The sequence below is a fragment of the Bradyrhizobium genomosp. I (2014) genome (assembly GCF_000261685.1).
In the GTDB taxonomy this organism is placed as follows: Bacteria; Pseudomonadota; Alphaproteobacteria; order Rhizobiales; family Xanthobacteraceae; genus Bradyrhizobium.
This window is the reverse complement of sequence record NZ_AJQE01000091.1, coordinates 1-24,999: the sequence shown is the minus strand read 5'-3', so window position 1 is coordinate 24,999 and position 24,999 is coordinate 1. Positions and strand designations below refer to the sequence as shown.

Below are 24,999 nucleotides of genomic sequence, written 5' to 3'. Positions count from 1 at the left end.
TGTGGTGACGTTCATTGCGCATTCAGACGCAGCCTGCAATCGCCGTGCATGTGATGCTTCGCCTCATGTGTGATCCCGCGGCGAACATGCATCCGTCGCAGGATTGGGCGTGAGCGGGCCGTTCGGTCCGCGTCGTGGAATCTCTTCGGGCATATGGCCGGGCAATTCATCCGGCCGCGGTGTTTCGCCGGGCTCGTGCATCGGCGGCGTGATGTCGGGTTGCGGATTGCCCGGCGGAATTCCAGGAGGCGGCTCGGTCGGAGTCCCCGGTGTTGCCGGCGGAATCTCGGGCGGCTCGATTGGCATCGGCACCTTCGTGATCAATTGTCCAGAGGACGTCAACGATGATGCCGCGCCGATGTTCCCCGTTACGCGTGGTGTGGAACGCGGCTTATTCCGGTGCGTGACAGACGGCCTCGATGTTGTGACCATCCGGATCGAGCACGAACGCGCCGTAGTAGTTCGCATGATAATGCGGGCGGATGCCGGGCGGGCCGTTGTCGCGGCCACCAGCTGCGATAGCCGCCTCGTAGAAGGCATCGACCGTGGCGCGGTCCTTGGCCGCGATCGCGATATGCACCGGCTTGTTCATGAGGCCTTCTGCGCCGAACCAGAAATCCGGCTTGCCGTCGGCGCCGAAACCTGCGGCGGCGGCGTGGCCGGTCTGCTCCGCCGTGACTTCCATGATCAGCCTGTAGCCGAGCGGCGCCAGCGCCGTCGTGTAGAACGCTTTCGTGCGTTCATAGTCGGCAACCGAGAAACCCAGATGGTCGATCATCGCAACCTCCCTTGTCCGTCCCCGTCAGCGTGACAGGAACGTATTGCTCCGTGTCTTGCGCGCAATCGCGAAACCGCGCGCGACCATGTCGGCGATACAATCCTGCCGCCATTCCCCTTGTGACAGATGCTCGATCACGACGGCGCGCGGCCACAGCAGGCGCGGTGCATCGCGGAAGAAGCCGATCAGCACGCGGTCCTCAAAACCTTCGACGTCGATCTTGAGCGAATCGACTTGGCGGACGCCGGCCTCGTCGAGAATGCGTGTCAGCCGCAGCGATGGGACTTTGATCGCGTCGGTGCTGGCCGTGCCGGTGACGACGTGCGTGGCGCCGAGATTGCCGCCGCCGCTCTCGATCATCAGCTCGCCGTCGCTGTCGCCCGCGGCCGCCTGCACCAGGCGCACCTGCGCCGTCCTCGACGCGGCGTGATTGAAGGAGAGCCGTTCGAAGGTCAGCGGATGCGGCTCGATGGCAACCACCTTGCCCGTGAGCCCGACCTGCCGTGCCATTACCAGTGCAAAGGTGCCGACATTGGCGCCGACATCGACGAACGTGCCGCCCGCAGGGGTGTGCTGGCGCAGGAAATCGAGCTCGTCGAGATTGTAGTCGGGGTTGAACAGTGCGCCGCGCTCGGTCGCGCTGCCCTGATGATAGAAGCGGAACGAGGCGCCCTGATACTGCACGTCGACCGGACCGCCACGCAACAGGTCGACCAGCCGCGACAGCCACGGCCGGAATGCGCCCCGCTTCAGCCCCGACCGTGCTGCGAGGCGAATGATCGCGGCCTGGGCCGCGTTGGGCGCAAACGCACCGAACGGCGCGGACGAAGGAGCGTTGTCGGACGTCAAGCAGCAGGTCCTCGTTGCAGGCGGCGCATGCATAGCCGGTTTTGATTGGGACTCCAACGCCCTGAAGGTCGCGGCCGACAGCAGCGCGGACGTCGCGCCGGCGAGGAAATCGACCGGGGAATCGGTCGCAACCCGCAGATCCTCCGCGATCCGGTATTCAGGATTTTCGTGATCGCCCCCGAACGAGGTTGAGCTGGCAGCAGCGCCCGTTCTTGAGCCACCGCGTCAACACGCTGCTCGAGAGCCCGGCCCGCCAGCGTCGCTGGATGCCCCCATGCGCGCGAACACCCGCGCCACTGCGAGCACGATGCTGCCGATCGCAAGCGGGAAGAACACCGCCGTGAGATGGAAGACACTCGTCGCATCGCGCTTCTCGATGGCGTCGAAGATCGCGCGAGTCCAGGCATTCAATGGGCGGCCTCCTGCCCTGCTCGCGCGCGGCGGCCGGTTTTTGCATGACCGGACACGCAAGGGAAATCAGGTGGTTCCCCTCGGTTCTGACCGCCGGATCATTCCACGGCGCCGCCGCGCGCGCGTCGCAGCCCGGTGCAGAACGCGCGACAATTCCTCGATCGAATAAGGCTTTTGCACCAGGTCGCAGCCGGCACCGCCCTCCTGTGACAGGGCCTGGCTGTAGCCCGTGGTCAGCACGACTGGCACGGCGATGCCGCGATCGCGGATTGCCCGTGCCAGATCGAGCCCGGTCATTCCGGGCATGACCACGTCCGAGAACACGACATCGAAGCGATCCGCGTCCACGACGAGCTCGGCGAGTGCGTCGGTCGCATTGTCGATCAGAGTGATGGTGTAGCCGAGTTCGGTGAGGCCATCGGCAGCGAAGTTGGCAAGCTCGATGTTGTCCTCGACCACCAGCACCGACATGCCGCTGCCGGTCACCGCCGGCGCGGTGTTGGGCGCCCGGCGCTGCGGCAGCAGGTCCGGCGGGATGCGCGGCAGATAAAGCGAGAAGCTGCTGCCGTGCCCCACCTCGCTCGTGACGGTCACTTCGCCGCCGGACTGCCGGGCGAAGCCAAACACCTGGGACAGGCCGAGACCGGTGCCGTGGCCGACCTGCTTGGTGGTGAAGAACGGCTCGAAGATGCGCCCGAGTCGCGCGGCAGGAATGCCGACGCCGGTGTCGCTGACGGTCACGCGCACGAAGCCATGGTTTGCCAGCGGCTGGCCGGCCGAAGGCTGCGCCAGCGTGTCCGGAACGGTCGTGGTGGCCTCGACCTTGAAAATGATCCTGCCTTTGCCTTGCATGGCATCGCGCGCATTGGTCGCCATGTTGATCAGCGCCGTCTCGAACTGGCTGGCATCGGCATTGACGAGGCACGGCGACGCCGGCAGCTGCATGACGATCTCGATCGCGGGACCCAGCAGCGTGGCGAGCATATCGTGCAGCGATTGCACCCGCGCACCGACGTCGAACACCTCCGGCTTCAGGGGCTGGCGCCGCGCAAAGGCGAGCAGCTGCGAGGTCAGCTTGGCCGCGCGCGCCACCGAAGCCGCAATGGCCGTGATGTAGCGCTGTCGCCGCTCCTCCGTCAGCTGCGGCCGGTTCAACAGGTCGACCGAGGCGCGGATCACCGTCAGGAGGTTGTTGAAGTCGTGCGCGACTCCGCCGGTGAGCTGCCCGAGCGCCTCCAGGCGCTGGCTGTGCCTTAGCGCCTCCTCGGCCTCGCGCCGCCTTGCGGCTTCGGCCTGAAGGTGCCGGGTGCGCCGCAACGCGAGCGCCAGCAGCAGAAACAGAAGCGCGGTGGCGGGAACGCCGAACACCAGATGCTGGCCCATGGTGGCGAGCCAGCGCGCGCGGATCGCCGACGTCTCGAGCCCGGCGCTGACATAGATCGGATATTCGGCGACACGCCGGTAGGCGATGCGCCGCTCGATGCCGTCCGAGGGCCAGGCGACCGTGATGAGCCCGTGCTCGGGGTGAGCCGCGATTTTCTGCCCCACCGGTCCGGCCGGATCGAGCCGAAGGTCGTGGTCGAGCCGGGGAAAATGCGTGAGCATCGTCCCGTCGGTGCGCCCCATCGCGAAGAAGCTGCCGGGGTCTGATCCGATTCTGGCGTAAAAACTCTCGAAATATTCCGGCAGGACCGAGGCCTGGATCACGCCGATGAAGCGGCCGTCGTCGGAGTCGCGGCGGCGGCTGATGCCGAAGAAGCGGGCGCCACGATAAGGTGGTCGTGGCGTCAGGGCGGTGCCAATGAAAGTGCCGATGTTCTGGTCGATGTGGGCATAGAAGTAATCGCGGTCGGCAAAGCCGAGGTCCGGTGGTGGCGAAACGAGGCTGTTGACCAGCGCTTTTCCGTCGGCATCGAAGATCCAGGCCGATTTGAGCTGCGGCAGCGAATCGGTCAGGCGCTTCAGGCGGCGATGCAGCGCCGGCTCTCTGGCGCGGATGACGTCGTCGGGCAGGCCGCGCACGACCTCGTTGAGCTCGGCGAGGCTGCGGTCGATGGTCTCGAACACCTTGAGCGCGTGCTCATGCGCCACATCGACCGTGCGCTCGATCTCCCGGTCGGCGATATCCCTGGTCGATGTATGGGAGATCGTGGCGGCAACGACGAAGAGCGCAATCGGCAGCGCCAGGGATGCCGCCATCATCCACTGCAACAGCCTCAGCGAGTTGCGTTGCGCCCTCTGCACGGTCGCTCCGTCCCTGACCGGAGCTTAACTGAATCTCGCGCAAGGAAGGAAGCAGCTTATGCTGGAACCGCCGGTTGCGAATCGAAAATTTACGCGCTGAGCGGGACGAAGAAAATTCTGCTCGAATTGATGGCAATTGCAGAAGGCCCCGGCCGGTTTGGCCGGGGTGGAGGGTGCGGCCCTCGTCTCAGATCTGGCGCTCGACCATCTTGAGCTTGAGCTCGGCGATGGCTTCGGCCGGGTTCAGCCCCTTCGGGCAGGCCTTGGCGCAGTTCATGATGGTGTGGCAGCGGTAGAGGCGGAACGGGTCCTCGAGACTGTCGAGCCGCTCGCCGGTGGCTTCGTCGCGGGAATCGGAGACCCAGCGGTTGGCCTGGAGTAGCGCGGCAGGGCCGAGATAGCGCTCGCTGTTCCACCAATAGCTCGGGCACGAGGTCGAGCAGCAGGCGCACAGGATGCATTCGTAGAGGCCGTCGAGCTTCTCGCGATCCTCGTGGCTCTGGCGCCATTCCTTCTGCGGCGTCGGCGAGGTCGTCTTCAGCCAAGGCTCGACCGACGCATACTGCGCGTAGAAATTGGTGAGGTCGGGGACGAGGTCCTTCACCACCGGCTGGTGCGGCAGCGGATTGACCTTCACCGCGCCGTCCTTCACGTCGTGCATCGAGCGGGTGCAGGCCAGCGTGTTCTGGCCGTCGATGTTCATCGCGCAGGAGCCGCAGACGCCCTCGCGGCAGGAGCGGCGGAAGGTCAGCGACGGGTCGATGTGATTCTTGATCCAGATCAGGCCGTCCAGCACCATCGGACCGCAATCGTTGGTGTCGACGTAATAGGTGTCGACGCTCGGATTCTTGCCGTCGTCCGGATTCCAGCGATAGACCTTGAACTCGCGGAGCTCGGTCGCGCCCGCGGGCTTCGGCCAGGTCTTGCCGCCAGTGATCTTCGAGTTCTTCGGAAGTGCGAATTCAACCATTAGTCCTGCCTCTGGTTTTCCGCGTCATTGCCGGGGCTTGACCCGGCAATCCATCCCTTTTCGTAAGATGGATGCGCGGGTCGAGCCCGCGCATGACGAGTCTTGATCAATACACGCGCGCCTTCGGCGGGATGTACTGCACGTCGTTGGTCATGGTGTAGTCGTGAACCGGACGGTACTCGATCTTGACCTTGCCGGCATCGTCCAGCCAGGCCAGCGTGTGCTTCATCCAGTTCTTGTCGTCGCGCTCGGAGAAGTCCTCGCGCGCGTGGGCGCCGCGGCTCTCGGTGCGGTTGGCGGCCGAGTTCATCGTCACCACCGCCTGCGAGATCAGGTTGTCGAACTCCAGCGTCTCGACGAGGTCCGAATTCCACACCAGCGAGCGGTCCGACACGGCGATGTCGGTGATGCCGCTGTGGACCTTCGCGATCAGGTTCTGGCCTTCGCTGAGGACTTCGCCGGTGCGGAACACCGCGCAATTGGTCTGCATCACATTCTGCATGCCTTCGCGCAGTTTCGCGGTCGGGGTGCCGCCGGAGGCATAGCGGTAATGGTCGAGGCGGCCGAGCGCCATCTCGGCCGAGTTCGCCGGCAGCTCCGGCTGCTTGCCATTGGGCGTGAGCTTCTCGGCGAGGCGGAGCGCGGCGGCGCGGCCGAACACGACGAGGTCGATCAGCGAGTTGGAGCCGAGGCGGTTGGCGCCGTGCACGGACACGCAGGCGGCTTCGCCGATCGCCATCAGGCCGGGGATCACCGCGTTGTCGTCGCCGTCCTTCTTGGTCAGCACCTCGCCGTGATAATTCGTGGGGATGCCGCCCATGTTGTAGTGCACCGTCGGCACGATCGGGATCGGCTCGCGCGTCACGTCGACATTGGCGAAGATCTTTGCGGATTCCGAGATGCCCGGCAGGCGCTCGGCCAGCACGGCGGGATCGAGATGGTCGAGGTGCAGGAAGATGTGATCCTTCTTCTTGCCGACGCCGCGTCCCTCGCGGATTTCGATCGTCATCGCGCGCGAGACCACGTCGCGCGAGGCGAGGTCCTTCGCCGACGGCGCATAGCGCTCCATAAAGCGCTCGCCCTCGGAGTTGACGAGATAGCCGCCCTCGCCGCGCGCGCCTTCGGTGACGAGACAGCCCGAGCCGTAGATGCCCGTCGGGTGGAACTGCACGAATTCCATGTCCTGCAGCGGCAGGCCGGCGCGCAGCACCATGCCGCCGCCGTCGCCGGTGCAGGTGTGCGCCGAGGTGCAGGAGGCATAGGCGCGGCCATAGCCGCCGGTGGCGAGGATCACGGTCTGGGCGCGGAAGCGGTGCAGCGTGCCGTCGTCGAGCTTCAGCGCGATGACGCCGCGGCAGGTGCCCTGGTCGTCCATGATCAGGTCGATGGCGAAGAATTCGATGAAGAACTCTGCCGCATGGCGCAGCGACTGGCCGTACATCGTGTGCAGCATGGCGTGGCCGGTGCGATCGGCGGCGGCGCAGGTGCGCTGCGCCTGGCCTTTGCCGTAGTCCAGCGTCATGCCGCCGAACGGGCGCTGGTAGATCTTGCCGTCCTCGGTGCGCGAGAACGGCACGCCCCAATGCTCGAGCTCGTAGACCGCCTCGGGTGCATTGCGCACCATGTATTCGATCGCGTCCTGGTCTCCGAGCCAGTCCGACCCCTTCACGGTGTCGTACATGTGCCAGCGCCAGTCGTCCTTGTGCATGTTGCCGAGCGAGGCGGAGATGCCGCCCTGCGCTGCGACCGTGTGCGAGCGGGTCGGAAACACTTTTGTGATGCAGGCGGTACGCAGTCCGGCCTCGCTGCAGCCGACCACCGCGCGCAGGCCGGCGCCGCCGGCGCCGACCACGACGACGTCATAGGTGTGGTCTTCGATCGGATAGGCTTTGCCGTTGGTGGCGGGAGCGCCGTTGCCCGTGCCATTCGTTGTGGCGGCCATGGGTTACACTCCGGAGGAAAGTTTCAGGATCGCGTAGGTCGAGGCGAGCGCCACGGCGATCGAGAAGAAGTTGTTGAGCATGATCGCGGTGAGCTTCAGCTTCTCGTTATGGACGTAGTCCTCGATCACCACCTGCATCCCGATCTTCATGTGCCAGGCGCTGGCGAAGATGAAGAGCAGGAGAATCACCGCGATGGGCAGCGAGCCGAGGATCTGCGCGGCGCCGGCCTGGTTGCGGCCGAGCAGCATCATGACGATCACGATCACCGGAATCATCAGCAGCGTCATGGCGACGGCGGTAATGCGCTGGCGCCAGAAATCGGAGGTGCCGGAATGCGCCGCGCCGAGATTGCGGACGCGGCCGAGCGGGGTGCGCATGCTGCGCTTGGGCGTATCGGTCGCGCTCATCGTCCGCCTCCGATCGCATAGGCGATGATCCAGACCAGCACCGTCAACGCGATGCCGCCGATCAGCGCGCCCCAGGTCAGGGCTTCGCGCTCGTTGGCCTTGAAGCCGTAGCCGAGGTCCCAGACGAAATGCCGGATGCCGCTCAGCATATGGTGCATCAGCGCCCAAGTGTAGCCGAACACGATCAGGCGGCCGATGATGCTGCCGGTGAAGGCCTGGACGTGGGCGTAGGCGGCCGGGCCGGAGGCCGCTGCGATCAGCCACCAGGCCAGCAGCAGGGTTCCGACGTAGAGGGCGATGCCGGTGGCGCGGTGGACGATGGAAAGGGCCATCGTCAACGTCCAGCGGTAGACTTGCATGTGAGGTGAAAGCGGTCGTTCGATCCGTGCGGTCATGGGCGGCTTTGATGTTTGTTGCGGCCCAGCATGGGGCGCGCGGGGATCGCGAAAGGTCGGCTCTATTTACGGAGTCGATCTGACCTGCGCAATCACCAATTCGCCATAAATCGAACTTGGGTTCAGCTCTATGGCCTTGATGAAACAAGGCCAATCAGGATCTTGGTATACCAGCCTGTCGGTCCGCCAACGAAGCCGAGAACATAAATTCATTGCTTGGGCGCCTCGCGGAGGCGCATTGAAATCACTATTGGAACGCCTCTAACCACCCACGGTTCACCGGCGGTTCGAGCTGGCCAGCCCAACGGCGCAGCTTGCCGCTCGTTCCCTGGCCGGACATCGCAGGGAGTCGCCGAACGGCACAATGCGCGCCGGCAACCGATATGCGCAACCTGCATTCCACCTCAGCCGGGTCGTCGCGGCGTGTCGACCAGACCAGGCAGATCGCCTACAGCTTTGTGTGCAACCAGTTCCGAACCGATGTCTCGGAGGCGTTGCGACCATTCGCCGGGGCAGGTCAGGGGTGATTGCAGGTCTTGATAGCAAGGAAATCGTCGAGCTCGCGCTGCTGCTGATTGCAACCGGAGCGCTCTCCGGATTCCTGGCCGGTGTGTTCGGCATCGGTGGCGGCGCGATCCTCGTGCCCGTGTTCTATGAATGCTTCCGCATCGCCGGCGTGCCGCTCGAGGTGCGCATGCCACTTTGCGTCGGCACCTCCCTCGCGGTGATCATCCCGACCTCGATCCGCTCGTTCCAGGCGCACTACAAGCGCGGCGCCGTGGACTTGGGCGTCCTGCGCGTCTGGTGGCTGCCGATCGTGATCGGCGTCGTCGCCGGTAGCGTCATCGCGCGCTATGCGCCGGAGCGACTGTTCAAGATCGTCTTCGTCGCCGTCGCCTGGTCAGCCGCGGCCCGGCTTATCTTCGCGCGCGAGACCTGGAAGCTCGGCCATGATCTGCCGAAGGGGCCATTGATGCGCGTCTATGGTTTCTGCGTCGGCATCCTGTCGACGCTGATGGGCATTGGCGGCGGCCTGTTCTCGAACCTCTTGATGACCTTCTATGGCCGTCCGATCCATCAGGCCGTTGCGACCTCGTCGGCGCTCGCGGTGCTGATCTCGATCCCCGGCGCGCTCGGATATATCTATGCGGGCTGGCCGGCGGCGTCGACCTATCCGGCCGTTGCGGCGCTGCAAATTCCCTTTGCGCTCGGCTATGTCTCGCTGATCGGCGCCGTTCTGGTGATGCCGATGAGCCTCGTCACCGCGCCGCTGGGTGTGAAGGCCGCGCATGCGATGTCCAAGCGCACGCTGGAGGTCGCGTTCGGGTGCTATCTGCTTGTCGTCGGCAGCCGGTTCGTGATGAGCCTGGCGGGCGGGCAGTAGCCGTCACACGCTCCGTCATTGCGAGCGCAGCGAAGCAATCCAGAATCTTTCCGCGGAGGCAGTCTGGATTGCTTCGTCGCAAGGGCTCCTCGCAATGACGAAAGCGAGGGCGTGCGCGTCTCACTTCTTCGCGTAAATATCCTTGTACGTGTCGCGCAAGATGTTCTTCTGCACCTTGCCCATGGTGTTGCGCGGCAGCTCGTCGACGACGAAGACGCGCTTGGGCATCTTGAACTTGGCGAGCCGGCCGTCGAGCGCCTTGAGCACCGAAGCTTCGCTGACGTCGGCGCCCTTGTTGCAGACCAGAACCGCGGTGACGCCCTCGCCGAAATCGGCGTGCGGTACGCCGATCACGGCGGACTCCACAACGCCCGGCATGGCGTCGATCTCGCTCTCGATCTCCTTGGGGTAGACGTTGAAGCCGCCGGAGATGACGAGATCCTTGCCGCGGCCGAGGATGTGCACGTAACCCTTGGCGTCGATCTTGCCGAGGTCGCCGGTGATGAAGAAGCCGTCGGGCCGGAATTCGGACTTGGTCTTCTCCGGCATGCGCCAATAGCCCTTGAAGACGTTCGGGCCTTTCACCTCAATCATGCCGATCTCGTCGCGCGGCAGTTCCGTGCCGCTCTCGGGCTCGGTCACGCGCACGGAGACGCCGGGCAGCGGAAAGCCGACCGCGCCGGGCACACGCTCGCCGTCATAGGGGTTCGATGTGTTCATGTTGGTTTCGGTCATGCCGTAGCGCTCGAGCACCGCATGTCCGGTGCGCGCCGACCATTCCCGGTGGGTGTCGGCGAGCAGCGGCGCCGAGCCCGAGATGAACAGCCGCATGTGTTTTGCGGTCTCGTGCGACAGCGCGGGATTTTGCAGCAGCCGGGTGTAGAAAGTCGGCACGCCCATCAGCACCGTCGCGCGCGCCATCAGCTTGATGATGAGTTCCGGATCGAGCTTCGGCAGGAAGATCATCGACGCTCGCGCAAACAGCGTCACGTTGGTCGCCACGAACAGGCCGTGCGTGTGGTAGATCGGCAGCGCGTGGATCAGCACATCCCTGTCGGTGAAGCGCCAGTAGTCGACGAGGCTCAGCGAGTTCGATGCCAGATTGTCGTGCGTGAGCATCGCGCCCTTGGAGCGACCGGTGGTGCCCGACGTGTAGAGGATCGCGGCGAGATCGTCGCTTGCCCGCGGCACGGTCACGAATTCGCTGCTCGCCTTGTCGGCGGCCTCCGTCAGGGAGCCCCTGCCATCGGGCCCGAGCGTTTCGACCTTGGCCTTCACCTTGGCGGCGATCGGAGCGAGGCCTTCGGCCTTGGAGGGATCGCAGACCACGAGCGAGGGTTCGGCATCGCGAATGAAGTAGTCGAGCTCGTTCAGCGTATAGGCGGTGTTAAGCGGCAGATAGACCGCGCCGGCCCGCACCGTGCCGAGATACAGCACGATATTGGCGACCGACTTTTCCACCTGCACCGCGACGCGGTCGCCGGGCTTCACGCCGCGTGCCACCAACACGTTCGCCATCTGGCCCGCGCGTGCGATCAGATCGCCATAGCTGATGCGGGTGCCGTCATGTGTCTCGATCGCGAGGCGCTTCGGATCGTCTAGGTCGTCGAACAGGCGGGAAAACAGGTTGGCGTTGGCAGCTTGGTTCATGCAACATTCCTCGCCGGCGAAGGCCGGTCAAAACCGAGGGCTGGATTAGCAAAAACCGCCCCGATGAAGCAACGGAGACAGTTTGCATGTCAAAAAACGAGAAACGCGTGGCCTGGGTCACGGGCGGTGGTAGCGGAATCGGGGAGGCCGGCGCCGAGGCGTTAGCTGCCGACGGCTGGACGGTGGTGGTCTCGGGCCGCCGCAAGGACGCCCTGGATACCGTGGTCGCCAGGATCACCGCGGCGGGCGGAGCGGCCGAGGCTATTGCGCTCGATGTCTCCAACGCGGCCGAGGCCCAAAAGGCGGCCGATCAGATCGTCACCAGGCACGGCCGCATCGACCTCCTCGTCAACAATGCCGGCATCAATGTCCCCAAGCGCAGCTGGAAGGACATGGAACTGGAGGGCTGGGACAAGCTGGTCCAGGTCAATCTCAACGGCGTGCTCTACTGCATGCGCGCGGTGCTGCCGACGATGCGCAGGCAGCAGGACGGCTCGATCATCAACGTCTCGTCCTGGGCCGGCCGCCACGTCTCGAAGATGCCGGGCCCGGCCTACACCACCACCAAGCATGCGGTGCTGGCGCTGACGCATTCCTTCAACATGGACGAATGCGTCAATGGCTTGCGCGCCTGCTGCCTGATGCCGGGCGAGGTTGCGACGCCGATCCTGAAGCTGCGCCCGGTGGTGCCGAGCGAAGAGGAGCAGGCGAAGATGCTGCAGTCCGAGGATCTCGGCCGCACCATCGCCTTCATCGCCTCGATGCCGCCGCGTGTCTGCATCAATGAGCTCTTGATCAGCCCGACGCACAATCGCGGCTTCATCCAGACGCCGAACAACAGGGATTGAGGCGCCGCGGGCGCCACAAACTCCACCGTCGTCCCGGCGCCGGGACGACGGCGGAGGGTGACGTCCGTCATCACACGAACATCCCCTCGCATAGTTTCACGCATCACAAAGAATTTTTCCCCGAAACCGCATCGCAAACCCTCCCGTAGTTCGGTCCAACGATGGCGCTGCTGCTTCACGCCAAGAGGTCGCAGCCGCCGTTGTTGCCCCAACCCAACACCGGCCCAGGCCGGGTCACGATTCAATCGGGAGACTTTCCATGTCGAAGCGCATTGCCTATCTTGCTGCCGCCGCCTTCAGCGCCCTCGCCATCACCGCGACCGTCGTCGCGCCTGCCAGCGCGGAGGAAAAGACCGTCATGGTCGGCGGCGCCGCGATGTTCCCGTCGAAGAACATCGTCCAGAACGCGGTCAACTCGAAGGACCACACCACGCTGGTGGCGGCGGTGAAGGCGGCCGGCCTTGTGCCGACGCTGGAAAGCAAGGGCCCGTTCACGGTGTTCGCGCCGACCAACGCCGCCTTCGGCAAGCTGCCGGCCGGCACGGTCGACAATCTGGTCAAGCCCGAGAACAAGGCGACGCTGACCAAGATCCTCACCTACCATGTCGTGCCCGGCAAGCTCGCAGCCTCCGACCTCACCGACGGCAAGAAGCTGAAGACCGCGGAAGGCGAGGAACTCATGGTGAAGAAGCAGGACGGCAAGACCTGGATCGTCGATGCCAAGGGCGGCACCTCGATGGTGACGATCTCCAACGTCAACCAGTCGAACGGCGTGATCCATGTGGTCGACACCGTGCTGATGCCGGCGACGTGACACCGCGCGATCCTGTTTCATCCCCGACAGGATGCTTTCAGACGGCGAGCCGGGGATACCCGGCTCGCTTTTTTGTGACCAGGATAGCCTGCCGGCATCGATTCGATGCCGTGCGATGGCGTAACGAAAACGGACGCATCGGCGTATAATTACTGTCAGACGATTTTCAGGACGGAACCACCATGGCGAGCCTCACAGTCACCGACGAGCAGGTCGGGGTCACCCCGGCCAAAGTGATCCAGCCGGTCTGGGTGCGGGTCATGCACTGGATCAACGCCCTCGCCATGATCCTGATGATCCTGTCGGGCTGGCAGATCTACAATGCCTCGCCGCTGTTCGGCTTTCGCTTCCCGCGCGAGTATGCGCTCGGTGGCTGGCTCGGCGGCGGCCTGCTCTGGCACTTTGCGGCGATGTGGCTCTTGATGATCAATGGCCTCGCCTATCTCGTCACCGGTTTCGCCACCGGCCGCTTCCGCAAGAAGCTGCTGCCGATCACGCCGTCCGGCGTGCTTCACGACGTCAGGGCGGCGCTGACCTTCAAGCTCGGCCATGACGACCTCACCGTCTACAATTACGTGCAGCGCCTGCTCTATGCCGGCATCATCGTGGTCGGCGTACTGATCGTGCTCTCCGGCCTCGGCATGTGGAAGCCGGTGCAGCTCTATTATCTCGTGATGCTGTTCGGCGACTATCCGACCGCGCGCTACGTCCACTTCTTCTGCATGGCCGCGATCTGTGCCTTCCTCGTCATTCACGTTCTGCTCGCGCTGCTGGTGCCGAAGAGCCTGCGCGCGATGATCATCGGCCGCTGAGGAGGAGAATATGGCGAAGCGCTCATTCCTGATCCCCGGCGTCGACAAGCGCCTGCTGATCAAGGACTCCCTCAAGGCGATGCCGGATTTTACCCGCCGCCGCTTCATCGCCGGCGGCGCCAGCCTGGGTGCGCTGACGCTGCTGACCGGCTGCGACGTCGTGGACTCGTCCTCGGCCGAAACCCTGCTGGCGCAGGTCTCGAAGTTCAACGACGCGGTGCAGGCCTTCATCTTCAATCCCGACGCGCTGGCGCCGACCTTCCCCGAGAGCGCGATCACAAAACCGTTCCCGTTCAACGCCTATTACGATCTCGACGACGCTCCCGACATCGACGGTAAGGACTGGAAGCTCGAAGTGCGCGGTCTCGTCGACAACAAGAAATCCTGGACGCTGGACGAGCTCTACAAGCTGCCGCAGGTCAACCAGATCACGCGTCACATCTGCGTCGAGGGCTGGAGCGCGATCGGAAGCTGGACCGGCACGCCCTTGCGCGACTTCCTCAAGCTGATCGGCGCCGACACCCGCGCCAAATATGTCTGGTTCCAGTGCGCCGACAAGGACGGCTACAACTCGCCGCTCGACATGCGTAGCGCGCTGCATCCGCAGACGCAGATGACGTTCAAATACGCGAGCGAAATTCTGCCGCGCGCCTACGGCTTTCCCATGAAGATCCGCGTGCCCACGAAGCTCGGCTTCAAGAATCCGAAATACGTGGTCTCGATGGAAGTCACCAACGACTACAAGGGCGGCTATTGGGAAGACCAGGGTTACAATTCGTTCAGTGGAAGCTGATTGGGGCAGTCATTCCGGGGCTCGCGAAGCGAGAACCCGGAATCTCGCGCCGCGGTCTCTGGATTCCGGGTTCGCGCTACGCGCGCCACGGAACGACGGCTAAGACTTAAGCCCGACCTTCCTTTGGCACAACGCCGCGACCGCGCCCAAGGCCAGCAGAGCCGCCGACACATTGAGGGCATACGACAGGCTCCCCAGCGCATCGGTGATCGCGCCGACCACGATCGGCCCCAGCGTCTGGCCGACGCCGAACGAGATCGTCATCGCCGCGATCGCGGTCGGCCACGCCTGCGGCGGATAGTTGAAGCGCACGAAGGCGGTGGTCGAGCCGACCACGGCGAAGAAGGCGACACCGAACACGACGGCGGACACCGCGAGCCAGGCCGGCGAATGCCCGAGCATCGGCAGGGCCGCGCCGAGCGCGTTGGTGCCGAGGATGATGGCGGTGGCAAGGCCGCCGCGATCGAGCGCCAGCACGCCGCGCCAGGCCCAGGGTGTCACAAAGGCGCTCAGCCCTATCAGGCTCCAGAATGCCGCCTGCGCCGCGGCGCCGCCGCCGCCGTCGCGTACATAGGCGATCATGAAGGTCATGTAGGCGATGTAGCCGGCGCCGAACAGGAAGTAGCCGGCCAGATAAATCAGCACGGGCAAAATCGCGAACGACGCGTGACCGCCTTCCGAGAAGCGGACGCTGCTCTCGATGCGGATCAGGAACAGCGGGATCGTCATCGCGACCGACAGCAGCGTCAGCGCCCACCACACCAGCCACCACGAGCCCGGCCCGAAATATTGCAACGTGAACGGGGCGATCAGCCCGGAGGCGAGAATGCCGATGCCGGGTCCGGCATAGAACAGGCTGAGCAGGAAATTGGCCCGCGCGGGCTGCGACTGCGCGATCGCCGCAGCCAGCGCGCCGCCGGCGACGAAGCCGGCCGCCGCCCCCAGGCCCAGCACGAGCCGCGCCAGGCTCAGCGCGACGAAATTGCCTGTTAGCGCGCAGGTGGCGAGCGCGGCGACGCAGGCGAGGGTTCCACCGCGAATGGCGGCTGCCCAGCCGACGCGCCGGATCAGGCGGGACGCCACCAGCGCGCCGACGAGATAGCCGACGGCGTTGATGGTGTTCATGAAACCGGCCGCCGAGTAGGACCAGCCGAGGTCCTCCCGCATGTCGGGCAGCACCAGCGCATAGGCAAAGCGGCCGATGCCGAGCCCGACCGTCGCGGCCAGCGACAGCGTCAGGATCAGCCGCGCGGGATGTGCGTAGGGCGGGCGGTCAGGGGCGTGCAAGGGGATACTCCGGCCTTGCCAGTGTGGCAGGCCCCGTCGGTCTTGCACAGCCGCACCCCGGCAATGGTGTCTTGCCAAGCGCGCAACGCCGCTCTAGCACTCCGGCCGAAATTCATCCCGCTCGTCATGCCCGGGCTTGACCCGGGCATCCATCCTTCAAAAAAGCTGGATTTCCGGGGCAAGCCCGGCAATGACGAGAAAAATCTGAGGACACGGCCATGGCGACCCACAAACTGCTGCTGCTTCCCGGTGACGGTATCGGCCCCGAAGTGATGGGCGAGGTGAAGCGCCTGATCGACTGGCTCAATGCGGCCGGGATCGCCAAGTTCGAGACCGATACCGGCCTTGTCGGCGGCTCCGCCTATGACGCACACAAGGTGTCGATCTCCGAGGGCGACATGGCCAAGGCCAAGGACGCCGACGCCGTGATTTTTGGTGCGGTCGGCGGCCCGAAGTGGGATGCGGTGCCTTACGAGGTGCGCCCGGAAGCCGGCCTGCTCCGCCTGCGCAAGGATCTGGCCCTGTTCGCGAACCTCCGTCCCGCAATGTGCTACCCGGCGCTGGCCGACGCCTCCAGCCTGAAGCGCGAGGCGGTCGAGGGGCTCGATATCATGATCGTGCGCGAGCTCACCGGCGGCGTCTATTTCGGCGAGCCCAAGACCATCACCGATCTCGGCAACGGCCAGAAGCGTGCCATCGACACCCAGGTCTACGACACCTATGAGATCGAGCGCATCGGCCGCGTCGCTTTCGAGCTTGCCAGGAAGCGCAAGAACAAGGTGACGTCGATGGAGAAGCGCAATGTGATGAAATCGGGCGTGCTCTGGAACGAGGTCATGACCCAGGTCCACAAGCGCGAATACCCCGACGTCACGCTCGAGCATCAGCTCGCCGATTCCGGCGGCATGATGCTGGTGAAATGGCCCAAGCAGTTCGACGTCATCGTCACCGACAATCTGTTCGGCGACATGCTGTCCGACATCGCGGCGATGCTGACGGGCTCGCTCGGCATGCTGCCCTCGGCTTCGCTCGGCGAGGTCGACGTCAAGACCAAGAAGCGCAAGGCGCTGTACGAGCCCGTGCACGGCTCGGCGCCCGACATCGCCGGCAAGGGCCTCGCCAATCCCATCGCGATGATCTCGTCCTTCGGCATGGCGCTGCGCTATTCCTTCGACATGGGCGCGCTCGCCGACAAGGTCGATGCCGCGATCGCCGCGGTGCTGGCCAGCGGCCTGCGCACCGCCGACATCAAGTCGGAAGGCACCACCGCGGCTTCCACAACGCAGATGGGCGAAGCGATCCTGAAGGAATTGCAGAAGCTGCACGCGTAAGCGGCGAACGTCGTCATTCCGGGGCGATGCGCAGCATCGAACCCGGAATCTCGAGATTCTCAGGTGCGCAAGAGCGCACGGGAGTTCGGCTCTTGAGCCGCCACGGAATGACAACACAAAAAAATGGCCGGGCGTGAGCCCGGCCATTTTGATTCGGGTCGCCTCGTCCGCTCAGTACAGCGGGAAGTTCTGCGGATAGCCGCCGACATCGCCTGGCGGAGAGAGCGGCTGGCGATCGATCGGGCGGTTCAGGTTCTCGCGGGCGAAGGACGGATAGCCGACGGCCGGCGGAAAGGCGTAGTCGGTGAACTTGCGGTCGCCCGGATTGACCTCGGTGCCGCCGTCCAGCCAGGAGCGCTTGCTGACATAGATGCGGGTGCGGCCCTGCTGGTAGACCGCGTTGGGGCCGCTCGGGCCGTAATAGTGGCGGCCGCGCTCGTCATAGCGCTTGGTCTTGGTATCGGCGGAGGCCGGCGTCGCCAAACCAATGGCAGAGGACATGGCAATCACGGCGCCCGCCGCAAGCCAAGCCGCCAGTTTGTTCGCCGCAGAAAATTTCGAGCTCATCACGTCCCCTTCAGGCGGCAAGCCGCCAGTCGATTTCGCCGCCATACTAGCCCGCTCGGGGTGACCGCAGCTAGGTCTATTGGGTCACACCAGGCGAGAATAATCGTGCGCGCCGGCAAAAGTTGCATGCAAACCAGCCACTTGAGCTTGATGCCGATCAAAGCGCTCCGCGCAATTGCGCATTCGCGGCCCCGAGCAGCCAGTCCCCCGAATCCGCGGGGTCACAGCCGCGGCGCTTCAGCTCGGCACGGGCGAACAATTCCGCCAGCTTCGGCTCGTTGCCCGAGGCCAGCAGCGTCAGCCGGTTCAGCGTGCAGGCGATCGCCGCGCGCCGGGCGGGCAGGCTGTCGCCCTGGCAGGAGTAGCCGGAGATCTGGAGCATGGGCTCCTCACTGCGCTTGAGGTAGCCGAGGCACCGCCGCACAGCCTCCATTGTGCCTGTAGGCCGGAACAGGACGACGGGGCCGAATTTGGTGCCGATCAGGCCCGCCTGCTCGAGCGAGGTGGCGGCACCCAGACCCATCCGGGCGGCCAGATCCGCGGTCGCCGGACGTGTCACGTCGAATTCGGCGCCTTGGCGGTAGATTTCGAGCTCAGCCAGAGGCTTGCCCGCTTCGCCGGTCCAGCGCAGCACGTCCCTGCGGCCGCCTTCGGGGTGCCTCAGGATAGTGTAAGATACTGTTTTATCGGAAGAATCGGTCCGGCTGACGGCGAAGGCCGGGTGCGAACGATCGGCCACGCTCCAGCCCGGTTTCCGGGCCGGCTCATCGTCGCGCAAGTCCGGCAGCTGGCCGAGTGCCGCGAGGGCGAGGATGGCAAGCAGAGCGAGCGCCCCCACATAGGCGAACAGGTGCGCCAGGGTGCCGACGACCTCGTCGGCAAAGCCTAGCAGCGCCAGATGGATAGCGGTCCGGGTAGGGCTGGCGGCCATGCTGGCCTCGGGCGACTGCATCCACGGCCTTCAGGCATGGTCCAACGTTGTCTTGAGGCCGGTTCTCGCATAGAAGCGCTGCTCTTCCTGTTTAAGCGTCAGCTTCAGGAACGGGCTTTTTCATCGGAGAGTGAACGATGGGTTACAAAGTCGCAGTCGTCGGCGCGACCGGCAATGTCGGTCGGGAAATGCTCAACATCCTGGATGAGCGCAAATTCCCCGCGGACGAGGTCGTGGCCCTGGCGTCACGCCGCAGCGTCGGCGTCGAGGTCTCCTATGGCGATCGCACCCTGAAGGTCAAAGCGCTCGAGCATTACGACTTTTCCGACGTCGATATCTGCCTGATGTCGGCGGGCGGTTCGGTGTCGAAGGAATGGTCGCCGAAGATCGGCGCCGCCGGCGCTGTGGTGATCGACAATTCGTCGGCCTGGCGCATGGATCCGGACGTGCCGCTGATCGTGCCCGAGGTGAACGCAGGCGCGACCGAAGGCTTCAAGAAGAAGAACATCATCGCCAACCCGAACTGCTCGACCGCACAGCTCGTGGTCGCGCTCAAGCCGCTGCACGACAAGGCGACGATCAAGCGCGTCGTCGTCTCGACCTATCAATCGGTGTCGGGCGCCGGCAAGGACGCGATGGACGAGCTGTTCTCGCAGACCAAGGCCGTCTACACCAATGACGAGCTCGTCGCGAAGAAATTCCCCAAGCGCATCGCCTTCAACGTCATCCCCCACATCGACGTCTTCATGGAGGACGGCTTCACCAAGGAAGAGTGGAAGATGATGGCGGAGACCAAGAAGATTCTTGATCCCAAGATCAAGCTTACGGCCACCTGCGTGCGCGTGCCCGTCTTCGTCGGCCACTCCGAAGCCGTCAACATCGAGTTCGAGAACCCGATCAGCGCCGACGAAGCGCGCGAGATCCTGCGCAAGGCACCGGGTTGCCTCGTCATCGACAAGCAGGAGCCCGGCGGCTACGCCACGCCGTATGAGGCCGCCGGCGAGGACGCGACTTACATCAGCCGCATCCGCGAGGATGCGACGGTGGAGAACGGCCTGGTGCTGTGGTGCGTGTCGGACAACTTACGCAAGGGCGCCGCGCTCAACGCGATCCAGATCGCCGAAGTGCTGATCAACCGCAAGCTGATCACCGCGAAGAAGAAGGCGGCATAAAGAAGAATGTAGGTGGGTTAGCCCTGCGGCTGCGCGAAGCGCAGTCCGCACGGCGTAACCCACCTCTTTCGTTTCCGCTGTGACAGAAGTGGTGGGTTACGCCTTCGGCTAACCCCACCTTACGAACTGATCAGCGCGAAGAAGCAGGCGGCGTGAGAGGTGGCGAATAGGGAGTAGCGAATGGCGAATGGCGTTTCCTGTTCGCTACTCGCCATTCGCTATTCGCGCGCGTTCTTGAATTCCTTGCTCGCCTTGTCCAGCACGAACAGCGATCCCTCCGCGACGCCGAAATAGGCGCCGTGGGTCTGCATCTGGCCGCTCTCCACGGCCTTGCGCACGAACGGGAACGTCATCAGGTTCTCCAGGCTGCGGAACACGGCGGCCTTCTCGATGCGCTCGACGAACTGCGCCATGGTCTCGTGCGCGCGCTGCTCGACCACTTCGCCCGGCTTGATGAACATCTGCATCCATTTGCCGATGAAGTCGCCGGGCGTGAGCGGCTCGATCTTGTCGACAAAGGCGCGGATGCCGCCGCATTGCGCGTGGCCAAGCACCACGATGTGCTTCACCTTCAGCACCGTCACCGCATATTCCAGCGCGGCCGAGACGCCATGTGCGTTCTCGTCGGGCTGATAGGTCGGTACCAGGTTGGCGATGTTGCGGACCACGAAAAGCTCGCCCGGGCCGACGTCGAAGATCACCTCGGGCGAAACGCGGCTGTCACAGCAGCCGATCACCATCACTTCCGGCGACTGCCCCTTCACCGACAGCTCGCGGTAGCGGTTCTGCTCGGTCGGCAGCCGCTGGGTGGCGAAGGCCTGGTAGCCTTGCAGCAAATGCTTCGGGAATGTCATCATGGCCTATGCCTAATCATATACCGCCGGGGTGAACAAGCCTTTCGAACGGGCAGGCCAAGTGCTATCGGCTGAGACCAGAATACAGGAAGGAACGCTTGCATGACCCGCCCGCGCCGCAGCCATCTGTTCATGCCCGGCTCCAACCCCCGCGCGCTGGAGAAGGCGCGCAATCTCGCCGCCGACGGCCTCATCCTCGATCTCGAAGACTCGGTTGCTCCCGACGCCAAGGCAGCGGCGCGCGACGGCATCGCCGCCGCGATCGCGGCCAAGGGTTTTGGCAAGCGCGAGATTTTGATCCGGACCAACGGCCTCGATAGCCCCTGGTGGGCGGATGACGTCGCGATGGCCGCCAAGGCATCGCCGGACGGCATCCTGGTTCCAAAAGTTTCAAGCATCGAAGATCTCGACGCCATCGGCCGCCGTCTCGGGGAACTCGGCGCTGCTCCGACGGTCAAGGTTTGGGCCATGATCGAGACCGCGCGCGCCGTGCTCCATGCCGAGGAACTCGCCGCCGCCGGGCGCGATCCATCGAGCCGTCTCTCCGGCTTCGTGTTCGGCCCGAACGACATCTCGCGCGAGACGCGCATCCGGATGCTGCCGGGCCGTGCCGCGATGATCCCGATGATCACGCATTGCATCCTGGCGACGCGCGCCCACGGCCTCGAAATCCTCGACGGCCCCTATAGCGACATCGCCAATTCCGACGGCTTCGCCACCGAATGCGCGCAAGGCCGCGATCTCGGCTTCGACGGCAAGACGTTGATTCACCCCTCGCAGATCGATGCCTGCAATGCGATCTTCACGCCGCCTGAAGAGGAAGTCGCGCGCGCCCGAAAGATCATCGCCGCGTTCGAGCTGCCCGAGAACGCCTCGCGCGGCGCGATCCGGCTCGATGGCGCCATGGTGGAACGCCTGCACGCCGACATGGCCCGGCGCACGATCGAGATCGCAGACGCGATCGCCGCGATGGGGAAGGGCTGAGGAAGGCTCCTCCCGCCGGGATATCCGCCTGGCGCGGATTTCCCTTCAGCGTCGATAAGTCGCAAACGTAATTTAGATCACACAGTTGGGCTCGTTGCTCCGATAGATTTGCGTCGTTTGAATATTGCTTTCCGTCCCGACATCACGAGTGGGCGTTCGCATGCTTCGCAAATTATTGTATTGCTGTGTCATTCTTGCCCTCGCTGGTCCCGCAGCCGCTACTGACCGCGTCAAACGCGGCGCGAGCCCGGCCATCGCCGCCGCCACCGAGGCCATACGGCAAGATCCCAGGGACGCGAATGCGTACTACAACCGTGGCAACGCCTACAGCATCAGCGGCGACAATGACCGCGCCATGGCCGACTACACCGCGGCCATACGGCTCGATCCGGCGCATGCGAACGCCTACTACAACCGAGGCAATGCCTATAGCAACAAAGGCGACGCGGACCGTGCGATAGCGGATTACACGGCGACGATCCGGCTCGATCCCGGGTACGCGAACGCGTACTACAACCGAGGCAACGCCTACAGCAACAAGGGCGACACCGATCGCGCCATTGCCGACTATGCCGAAGCGATCCGCCTGCAGCCCGCAAATGCGAACGCATATTTCAATCGCGGAAACGCCTATGGCAACAAGGGCGACACGGAGCGTGCCATCGCGGACTACACTGATGCGATACGCGTAGATCCCACCTATGCGAACGCTTATGTCAATCGCGGGCTGGCTTACGAGAAGCGCCGCGATTTCACCAAAGCAAGGGCCGACTTTAGTGCCACGCTCGGATTGACCCATGGTGCCACGAGATGGGCACAGGACAAGGCGCGCGAGCGGCTTGCTGTCCTGCCTTCGCCGCGGCCGGCAGCGGTCCTGGTCGAGAAAGCCGGCGCCGCCCCGGCTGTACTGGCGCCCGAGGTGTCGAGCAGCGAACGTCGCATCGCTCTGGTCATCGGCAATTCCGCTTACGAGAATGTCGCCGCGCTGCCGAACCCGGTCCGCGACGCAAGCCTCGTCGCCGACGTGCTGAGACTCACCGGGTTCGAAGCGGTTACTCTGCTGACCGATCTCCGCAAGGACGCGTTGGTGAATGCCTTGCGCGAGTTCGCTGCACGTGCGGAGACGGCGGATTGGGCCGTCGTGTATTATGCCGGACACGGCATGGAGGTCGGCGGAGTCAACTATCTCATTCCGACCGACGCGAAGATCGCGGCGGATCGCGAGATCGGATTTGAAGCCGTTCCGGTTGATCAGGTTCTCAATGCAGCGGAGCGCGCCAGGAAGCTGCGCCTCGTTATCCTCGATGCCTGCCGCGACAACCCGTTCGCAAGCCAGATGAAGCGCACCCTGACCGTCGCGTCGCGCTCGGTGTCGCGAGGTCTGGCGCCTGTCGAGCCGGAGGCGGGCACGCTGGTGGTCTACGCCGCCAAGGACGGCGAGACCGCGCTTGATGGCGACGGGATCAACAGTCCGTTCGCCGCCGCCTTCGTCAAGAACCTTCCGACGCCGGGCCTCGAGGTCCGCAGGCTCTTCGACTTCGTTCGCGACGATGTCATGGAAGCGACCGGGCGCAGGCAAAAGCCGTTCAGCTACGGCTCGATCTCCGGACGGCAGGACTTCTATTTCGTGGCCCGCAAGTGACTTCCTGCGGGCTGCAATTCAACGCGGCGCGAGGTCGGCTCGATTGAGCGATTCCAGCGTCGACGCATTCGCGCAATAGCCGTGGTAGTTCTCCGCGGCGGTGCCGTCGGCGAGATCACGGTCGCACTGTCCCTTGTGACCGCAGAGCGAGCAGACTCGCTCCATGTCGCGGAGCAGCAGCGGCTGCGCGCGGCCGAGACCTTCGGCGTTGATGCCGAGCTGCTCCAGCATCTTTGGCAGCTCGTCGGCGGCGTGCCGGCCGTGACGGACCAGTTCCTCCAGATCGTCAGGCGCGATTCTCAGATCGCTGGCGATCCGGTCGAAATCGGCGCGATCGAGCTGCCGCATCTCGTTCATCTCGCGGCGATGTTTCAGCCAGCTCGCAAAGGACTCGATGAGGTCCTGAACGATGGGATAAGGCTTGCTTGCGGTGCTCATGGAAAGCTCCATTCGGACGGCGGAATTGGAGCGAACTAAGCACAATGGTGCAGGAGCGCGTTGCGCTGGATCAAACTGGAAGTACTGTAAAGCCCGTCTCGTGTCCCGGACGCGCTGCAGCGTGAAACGCTGCTGCGCAGAGCCGGGACCCAGATTGCAGCGAGATGGGTCCCGGCTCTGCGGGGCGGCACTCCGCGCCGCACCGCGTCCGGGACACGAGCGGAGAGCTACGCAAACCGCTCCGACGCCCAGGCATACAGGCTGCCCGGAATCGGCTCTTCGCCGCCGCGGCCCTTGGGCGAGATGTGCAGGCCGATGATCTCGGGGCTGGTGACGAGGCCGAGATAGCTCGAGGGATCGAAGAACAGTTTTGGCTCGGCATGCACCGCGTAGAACGACTGCTTCGGCAATGCGTTCTGCAGCTCACCGGTGCGGCGCGCCAGCGCGGTCAGCGCAGCGGGCCCGTAGATCGCGACGCGGATGTCCGAGAGGCGGTTCGAGCCGCCGCGCAGGCGGCGCATCATGAAGGTGATGCGATGGCGCACGGACAGCCAGTCCGGCGTCAGCTCCTCCTGCTCCATCAGCCCCTCGAACGCGCGCACGATGCCGTGCTCCGCCGGCAGGTAGATCACGGAATTTCCGAGCTGGCGCGGTCGCTCCCAGGCGAAGTACGGCCTTGCCGGATCAATCTCGACGGGCTTCAAGAGCAGCACGTCGGCGTCGAGCCAGAGGCCGAGATTCTTCGCCATCAGCCTCATGCGGAAGAAGTCGCTGAACTGCAGCGTGGTCCAGTCGCGCCAGCTGCCGTCCGGCTGCGGCGGCCGCAAGCGTTCGGAGAAGGCGTGCGGCAGGATCGCCTCGGCGTCCGCGTTGTCGACGCCCGCGGGCAGGCCGGGAATGGTGTCGAAGCTGTAGACCGTGACCTTGTGGCCGGCCGCGAGCTGCGAGCGCAGGCAGGTCCGGCGCAACGCGTCCATCGGGCCATGCCAGAAGGTGACGATCTCGGGGAGCATGGGAAAAGCTATACGGGATAACCGCAGCAAAGAAAAAGCCCCGGCGCGGATGGCGCGCCGGGGCTGGAACGAAAACTAGAGCATGATCAGGAAAAGTGTACAGCGGTTTTCCGGAAAGATCGTGCTCAAGGAATATGAAATCAGGCCCAGGCGCGTTCGCGCTTGAGCTTGTCCTCGTAGCTGTCGATCGAGGACTTCTTCTCCATCGTGAGGCCGATATCGTCGAGGCCGTTGATCAGGCAGTGCTTGCGGAACGGATCGATCTCGAACGCGACCTTGCCGCCATCGGGGCCGCGGATCTCCTGGTTCGGCAGGTCGATCGTCAACGTCGCGTTGGCGCCGCGCTCGGCGTCGTCGAACAGCTTGTCGAGGTCTTCCTGCGACACGCGGATCGGCAGAATGCCGTTCTTGAAGCAGTTGTTGTAGAAGATGTCGCCGAACGAGGTCGAGATCACGCAGCGGATGCCGAAGTCGAGCAGCGC

At 64.6% G+C, this 24,999-nt stretch carries 24 protein-coding genes and 2 pseudogenes; 9 read left to right on the top strand and 17 right to left on the bottom strand.

All coding sequences use genetic code 11. The annotated features are described in order from the left end of the window. Positions 1 to 63: 63 nt before the first annotated feature. From IC50_RS43015 to sdhC, 9 genes and pseudogenes are all read right to left on the bottom strand, one after another. A complete protein-coding gene (locus IC50_RS43015) occupies positions 64 to 306 on the bottom strand; it encodes a hypothetical protein (protein WP_035703043.1) in 243 nt (80 codons plus the stop codon). Between the two features lie 85 nt (positions 307 to 391). Further along, complete coding sequence (locus IC50_RS08655; protein ID WP_035703026.1) at positions 392 to 778, bottom strand: VOC family protein; 387 nt, start codon at positions 776 to 778, stop codon at positions 392 to 394. Positions 779 to 802: 24 nt separating this feature from the next. Further along, the gene (locus IC50_RS08650) at positions 803 to 1,627 is read right to left on the bottom strand and encodes an FkbM family methyltransferase (protein WP_035703041.1); all 825 of its coding nucleotides are present in this window, start codon (positions 1,625 to 1,627) and stop codon (positions 803 to 805) included. Positions 1,628 to 1,690: 63 nt separating this feature from the next. Then, positions 1,691 to 2,038: pseudogene (locus IC50_RS38975) on the bottom strand (ABC transporter ATP-binding protein/permease); the annotation flags it as partial. Positions 2,039 to 2,104: 66 nt separating this feature from the next. Continuing rightward, a complete protein-coding gene (locus IC50_RS08640) occupies positions 2,105 to 4,282 on the bottom strand; it encodes a hybrid sensor histidine kinase/response regulator (protein ID WP_050990936.1) in 2,178 nt (725 codons plus the stop codon). 187 nt (positions 4,283 to 4,469) lie between these two features. After that, a complete protein-coding gene (locus tag IC50_RS08635; RefSeq protein ID WP_035703022.1) occupies positions 4,470 to 5,252 on the bottom strand; it encodes a succinate dehydrogenase iron-sulfur subunit in 783 nt (260 codons plus the stop codon). A gap of 106 nt (positions 5,253 to 5,358) precedes the next feature. Then, positions 5,359 to 7,194 (bottom strand): succinate dehydrogenase flavoprotein subunit, encoded by a 1,836-nt coding sequence (gene sdhA / locus IC50_RS08630; protein ID WP_035703020.1) that lies wholly within the window; start codon positions 7,192 to 7,194, stop codon positions 5,359 to 5,361. 3 nt (positions 7,195 to 7,197) lie between these two features. Then, the gene (gene sdhD, locus IC50_RS08625) at positions 7,198 to 7,602 is read right to left on the bottom strand and encodes a succinate dehydrogenase, hydrophobic membrane anchor protein (protein ID WP_035703018.1); all 405 of its coding nucleotides are present in this window, start codon (positions 7,600 to 7,602) and stop codon (positions 7,198 to 7,200) included. Then, on the bottom strand, positions 7,599 to 7,997 hold the full coding sequence (gene sdhC, locus IC50_RS08620) for a succinate dehydrogenase, cytochrome b556 subunit (RefSeq protein WP_035703016.1): 399 nt from the start codon (positions 7,995 to 7,997) through the stop codon (positions 7,599 to 7,601). The genes sdhD and sdhC overlap by 4 nt, the downstream gene beginning before the upstream one ends. Positions 7,998 to 8,520: 523 nt before the next feature. On the opposite strand from sdhC, the gene IC50_RS08615 reads away from it, so the two are divergent. Then, a complete protein-coding gene (locus tag IC50_RS08615; RefSeq protein ID WP_035703014.1) occupies positions 8,521 to 9,381 on the top strand; it encodes a sulfite exporter TauE/SafE family protein in 861 nt (286 codons plus the stop codon). 120 nt (positions 9,382 to 9,501) lie between these two features. Here the strand turns inward: IC50_RS08615 and IC50_RS08610 are convergent, their stop codons facing one another. Then, on the bottom strand, positions 9,502 to 11,031 hold the full coding sequence (locus tag IC50_RS08610) for a malonate--CoA ligase (protein ID WP_035703011.1): 1,530 nt from the start codon (positions 11,029 to 11,031) through the stop codon (positions 9,502 to 9,504). Between the two features lie 86 nt (positions 11,032 to 11,117). Here IC50_RS08610 and IC50_RS08605 point away from each other — a divergent pair, with 86 nt between their 5' ends. The 4 genes from IC50_RS08605 (at position 11,118) to IC50_RS08590 (ending at position 14,298) form a co-directional block, all read left to right on the top strand. Further along, positions 11,118 to 11,879 (top strand): SDR family oxidoreductase, encoded by a 762-nt coding sequence (locus IC50_RS08605; RefSeq protein ID WP_035703009.1) that lies wholly within the window; start codon positions 11,118 to 11,120, stop codon positions 11,877 to 11,879. A 259-nt stretch (positions 11,880 to 12,138) separates the two neighbouring features. Further along, the gene (locus IC50_RS08600) at positions 12,139 to 12,693 is read left to right on the top strand and encodes a fasciclin domain-containing protein (RefSeq protein ID WP_035703008.1); all 555 of its coding nucleotides are present in this window, start codon (positions 12,139 to 12,141) and stop codon (positions 12,691 to 12,693) included. A 182-nt stretch (positions 12,694 to 12,875) separates the two neighbouring features. Beyond that, positions 12,876 to 13,505, top strand: coding sequence for a cytochrome b/b6 domain-containing protein (locus IC50_RS08595; protein ID WP_035703006.1), 630 nt, complete (start codon positions 12,876 to 12,878; stop codon positions 13,503 to 13,505). Positions 13,506 to 13,515: 10 nt separating this feature from the next. After that, positions 13,516 to 14,298 (top strand): molybdopterin-binding protein, encoded by a 783-nt coding sequence (locus tag IC50_RS08590; protein WP_035703004.1) that lies wholly within the window; start codon positions 13,516 to 13,518, stop codon positions 14,296 to 14,298. Positions 14,299 to 14,397: 99 nt separating this feature from the next. On the opposite strand, the gene IC50_RS08585 is transcribed toward IC50_RS08590, so the two are convergent. Next, positions 14,398 to 15,585, bottom strand: a complete 1,188-nt coding sequence (locus IC50_RS08585) for a YbfB/YjiJ family MFS transporter (protein WP_035703002.1) — start codon at positions 15,583 to 15,585, stop codon at positions 14,398 to 14,400. Positions 15,586 to 15,803: 218 nt separating this feature from the next. On the opposite strand from IC50_RS08585, the gene leuB reads away from it, so the two are divergent. Continuing rightward, the gene (gene leuB / locus IC50_RS08580; protein WP_035703000.1) at positions 15,804 to 16,916 is read left to right on the top strand and encodes a 3-isopropylmalate dehydrogenase; all 1,113 of its coding nucleotides are present in this window, start codon (positions 15,804 to 15,806) and stop codon (positions 16,914 to 16,916) included. Positions 16,917 to 17,087: 171 nt separating this feature from the next. Here leuB and IC50_RS08575 read toward each other — a convergent pair whose 3' ends face one another. Continuing rightward, the gene (locus tag IC50_RS08575) at positions 17,088 to 17,483 is read right to left on the bottom strand and encodes a hypothetical protein (protein WP_035702999.1); all 396 of its coding nucleotides are present in this window, start codon (positions 17,481 to 17,483) and stop codon (positions 17,088 to 17,090) included. Positions 17,484 to 17,640: 157 nt separating this feature from the next. Beyond that, the gene (locus IC50_RS08570; protein ID WP_035702997.1) at positions 17,641 to 18,435 is read right to left on the bottom strand and encodes a hypothetical protein; all 795 of its coding nucleotides are present in this window, start codon (positions 18,433 to 18,435) and stop codon (positions 17,641 to 17,643) included. A 116-nt stretch (positions 18,436 to 18,551) separates the two neighbouring features. On the opposite strand from IC50_RS08570, the gene IC50_RS08565 reads away from it, so the two are divergent. Next, a complete protein-coding gene (locus IC50_RS08565; RefSeq protein ID WP_035702995.1) occupies positions 18,552 to 19,586 on the top strand; it encodes an aspartate-semialdehyde dehydrogenase in 1,035 nt (344 codons plus the stop codon). A 218-nt stretch (positions 19,587 to 19,804) separates the two neighbouring features. Here the strand turns inward: IC50_RS08565 and IC50_RS08560 are convergent, their stop codons facing one another. Next, on the bottom strand, positions 19,805 to 20,443 hold the full coding sequence (locus IC50_RS08560; protein WP_035702993.1) for a carbonic anhydrase: 639 nt from the start codon (positions 20,441 to 20,443) through the stop codon (positions 19,805 to 19,807). Between the two features lie 99 nt (positions 20,444 to 20,542). Between IC50_RS08560 and IC50_RS08555 the strand changes: the two genes are divergently transcribed. Both IC50_RS08555 and IC50_RS08550 read left to right on the top strand, forming a co-directional pair. Continuing rightward, complete coding sequence (locus tag IC50_RS08555) at positions 20,543 to 21,424, top strand: HpcH/HpaI aldolase/citrate lyase family protein (RefSeq protein ID WP_035702992.1); 882 nt, start codon at positions 20,543 to 20,545, stop codon at positions 21,422 to 21,424. Between the two features lie 160 nt (positions 21,425 to 21,584). After that, entirely contained in the window at positions 21,585 to 23,066 is a 1,482-nt protein-coding gene (locus IC50_RS08550; protein ID WP_035702990.1) for a tetratricopeptide repeat protein, read from the top strand. An 18-nt stretch (positions 23,067 to 23,084) separates the two neighbouring features. On the opposite strand, the gene IC50_RS08545 is transcribed toward IC50_RS08550, so the two are convergent. From IC50_RS08545 to IC50_RS08535, 3 genes and pseudogenes are all read right to left on the bottom strand, one after another. Continuing rightward, positions 23,085 to 23,504 carry a DUF6455 family protein gene (locus IC50_RS08545; protein WP_035703038.1) on the bottom strand — a complete coding sequence of 140 codons (420 nt, stop codon included), beginning with the start codon at positions 23,502 to 23,504 and terminating at the stop codon, positions 23,085 to 23,087. 227 nt (positions 23,505 to 23,731) lie between these two features. Further along, a complete protein-coding gene (locus IC50_RS08540) occupies positions 23,732 to 24,517 on the bottom strand; it encodes a hypothetical protein (RefSeq protein WP_035702988.1) in 786 nt (261 codons plus the stop codon). 140 nt (positions 24,518 to 24,657) lie between these two features. After that, positions 24,658 to 24,999: pseudogene (locus IC50_RS08535) on the bottom strand (3-isopropylmalate dehydratase small subunit); the annotation flags it as partial.